The sequence below is a fragment of the uncultured Lutibacter sp. genome (genome assembly GCF_937891065.1).
Taxonomy (GTDB): Bacteria; Bacteroidota; Bacteroidia; order Flavobacteriales; family Flavobacteriaceae; genus Lutibacter.
In genome coordinates this window covers 1-3,514 of sequence record NZ_CALAEQ010000230.1, presented here as the reverse complement: position 1 = coordinate 3,514, position 3,514 = coordinate 1, and the positions used below count along the sequence as shown (strand labels likewise).

At 30.4% G+C, this 3,514-nt stretch carries 3 protein-coding genes; all 3 read left to right on the top strand.

Translation table 11 applies throughout. From position 1 onward, the window contains the following. The first annotated feature begins 75 nt into the window (after positions 1–75). The 3 genes from Q0352_RS14795 (at position 76) to Q0352_RS12580 (ending at position 3,382) form a co-directional block, all read left to right on the top strand. A complete protein-coding gene (locus tag Q0352_RS14795) occupies positions 76–321 on the top strand; it encodes a fibronectin type III-like domain-contianing protein (protein WP_367274646.1) in 246 nt (81 codons plus the stop codon). A 60-nt stretch (positions 322–381) separates the two neighbouring features. Then, positions 382–1,830 carry a sugar porter family MFS transporter gene (locus tag Q0352_RS12585; protein ID WP_299528001.1) on the top strand — a complete coding sequence of 483 codons (1,449 nt, stop codon included), beginning with the start codon at positions 382–384 and terminating at the stop codon, positions 1,828–1,830. A 118-nt stretch (positions 1,831–1,948) separates the two neighbouring features. Beyond that, positions 1,949–3,382: an ADP-ribosylglycohydrolase family protein gene (locus Q0352_RS12580; RefSeq protein WP_299528000.1), complete on the top strand. Its 1,434-nt coding sequence runs from the start codon at positions 1,949–1,951 to the stop codon at positions 3,380–3,382. Positions 3,383–3,514 lie beyond the last annotated feature (132 nt).

Genomic DNA, 3,514 nt, shown 5'->3' with positions numbered 1-3,514 from the left:
ATAATTAACTAAATACTCTCTATTGAAAAGTCCAAATTAGTTTGAAGACATACAGAAGTTACAGGTTCAGAAGTTATTCAAGTATACATAGGGAAGTCAAAATCAAATGTAAAGAGAGCTATTAAAGAATTAAAAGGTTTCAAAAAAACAGTTATAAAAAAAGGAACAACTGAAACTGTTGAAATTTCAATTGCTGTAGCTAATCTAGCCTATTATGATGAAACTATTTCTAATTGGAATTTAGAAAAAGGAAATTATGAAGTTTATGTTGGAAATTCTTCAAATAATATTTCAAAAAAACTTAGATTTACTATTAAATAAACCTTCAGTAATATAATTAAATTTCAAAACATTTTTATTAAATATTTATAATCTATCAAAATGAGTAAAACATCAAACAAACGAGTTAACATTTATTTTATCACTATAGTAATAACATTAGGAGGCTTGCTCTTTGGTTATGATACCGGTGTGATTAACGGAACACAGTTTTATTTTTCAAAATACTTTGAGTTAACTGGGGCTTTAAAAGGGTTTATTGTAAGTAGTGCATTATTAGGAGCCTTAGCAGGTGCGGCTTTTTCAGGAATATTAAGCAAATCAATAGGTAGAAAAAACTCTTTAATTATTGCTGCATTTTTATTTGCAGTTTCTGCTTGGGGCTCTGGTTTACCAAGTATATTACCTGAATCTGTTTCGCTAATGGTATTTTTTAGAATCCTAGGAGGAATTGCCATTGGTATGGCTTCAATGAATGCTCCAATGTATATAGCAGAAATTGCTCCGGCTGAAAAAAGAGGTAATCTGGTTACATTTTATCAGTTAGCTATTGTTATCGGCTTTTTTGTGGTTTTTCTTGTTACTTATTTTATAGGAAATGGGTTGAGTGAAGCAGAAAATTTATCAACTGGATGGAGATATATGTTTTGGTCTGAATTAATTCCTGCGGGCTTATTTTTATCGTTGTTATTTTTAGTTCCAAAAAGCCCAAGATGGCTAATGACAAAAGGAAAAGAGAAAGAGGCAATGGAAGTTTTAGTTAGTATTCATGGAGAAGAAAAAGCTACTGTAGAAATTAGAGAAATTAGAGAATCTATAGGGAATGATGGCAAACATAAAAAAGTATCAATATTTTCAAAATCATTATTACCTGTTATAATTATTGGAACAATACTTTCTGTATTACAACAATTTACAGGGATAAATGCGGTGTTATATTATGGTGCCGATATTTTTGAACAAGCACTTGGTTTTGGTAAAGAGGATATATTATTACAACAAATATTGTTGGCAACGGTGAACTTGTTATTTACGTTTATTGCGATGTTTACAGTTGATAAATTGGGGAGAAAACCTTTACTTATCATTGGTGGATTTGGAATGCTAATAGGATTTTTAATGATGGGATTCACCTTATATTTTAGTGATTATTCACAATTAAATTCAGCAGGACTTCCAACAATTTCTTCTTCGGAAGGAATTATTAGTTTAATTGGAATTTTAATCTTTATAGGTTCATTTGCCATGTCAATGGGACCTGTGGTATGGGTAATTTTATCAGAAATATTCCCAAATAAAATAAGAAGTGTTGCTATGTCCATTGCAGTTGCTGGTCAATGGTTAGCGAACTACTTTGTATCCCAATCTTTTCCAATGATTGTTGAAAGTGATGCGAATAAATTACAGATTGATGGTGGTATTTGGAACAATGCTTTACCGTATTTTCTGTTTTCAGGGTTTATTGTAATAATTATTCTATTTGTTTGGAAATTTATTCCTGAAACGAAAGGTAAAACATTAGAGGAAATGGAAACATTGTTTGATAAATGATTTAGTATACATGAAGGTGTAACAACTAGAATTAAATGAGAGAAATGGAACTTTAAAAATAATATTTTAACTATTAACACTGATAAGTATAATTCTTATCAAAAGGTGTAAATTATCATTGAATAGATTAAAGAATAATTATATGGTTTATAAAGAAAAATACAGAATTTATTTTTTTTGTTCTCTTTTAGTTTTTGCCGTTCTTCTTTCTTGCAATGAATTTAAAAAAGACAATCAATCAATAAATAATAATCAATTAATTGATACGAGTATAATTTATATAAACTATACGCCAAATGCCACTGATAAGATTATTTTAAGATCGGATTATGCAAATAAATTGTATGGTTTTTGGTTAGGGCAGTGTATAGCTAACTGGACGGGTTTAGTTACCGAAATGGATAAAATTGGTAATATTGGAGAAATAAAAACGGGTAATTTTTACACTCGAGATGATTGGGGAAAACCAGATCAGCCGAGTATTTGGGGACAAGGAATACCTAGTGATTTGTCATCAACTATAGATTTTGTTTTTGAAGATGAAGATGGTGTTTGGGGTAGTGATGATGACACTGATATTGAATTTATGTATCAGCACCTTTTGTATTCTAATAGAACAAGTGTATTATCCGCGGAACAAATTAAAGATGGTTGGTTAAAACATATAAAAAAAGAAGAAGAGAATTTTTTATGGGTTTCAAATCAAAAGGCGATGGATTTGATGGTTGAAGGTTTTTTACCACCTGAAACCAGCGATCCTAAAATTACTTCCGACAGTATTTATAGCAACTATTATGAAATGATTGACGCTCAGTTAACTACTGAGATTTTTGGTTTTTTTGCTCCTTCTAGACCTGATATTGCATTAAAAATGGCAAAATTACCTATTCAAACTACTGCACGTGAAAACGCTGAATGGATTTCTGAATTTTACATAATTATGTATTCTTTGGCTTCTTATGTAACCCAAGAATTATCACAAAAAGAAAAAATATATTGGATGGCTAATGAGGCTCGTAAAGGATTGCCAAACAAATCTTATGCTGCTAAGATGTACGATTTTGTAAAAGAAAAACACACTAAAAATATACCTTGGGAAGAGACAAGAGATGCACTCTATAAAAAATATCAAGTTGAACAGGCTGATGGTTATGATATGACTTCAAGAGAATTATATTGTAATGGTTGTTTTGCAGCAGGAATTAATTTTGGGTCGAGTATTATTAGTTTGTTGTATGGTGAAGGAAATATTAAGAAGACTATAAAAATAGGTGCTTTAGCCGGTTGGGATGCGGATAATCCTACAGCAACTTGGGGCGGATTGTTAGGTTTTATGATTGGTAAAGAAGGTGTTGAGGAGGCTTTCGGAAGGAAATTTTCTAATAAATTTAATATCCATAGAACTAGAATAAACTTTCCAAATAATGGTTTGTATACATTTGACGAAATGGCAGAAACAGGCATTTATATTATTGATAGAGTTGTTCAGGATGAAATAAAAGGTGGCATAGATTTGCAGAAAGATGTGTGGTATATACCTATGCTAAGGTAATGAGGAAAAGGTTTAATAATAAGTCAGAGGTACTGTCTTATCTGTATGTCAACTCCTAAAAATCATCTATCTTTATTAAAAAAAGTGATGTTTAAAGGTTATATTTCTTCAAAAGCAATCATATTACAAACA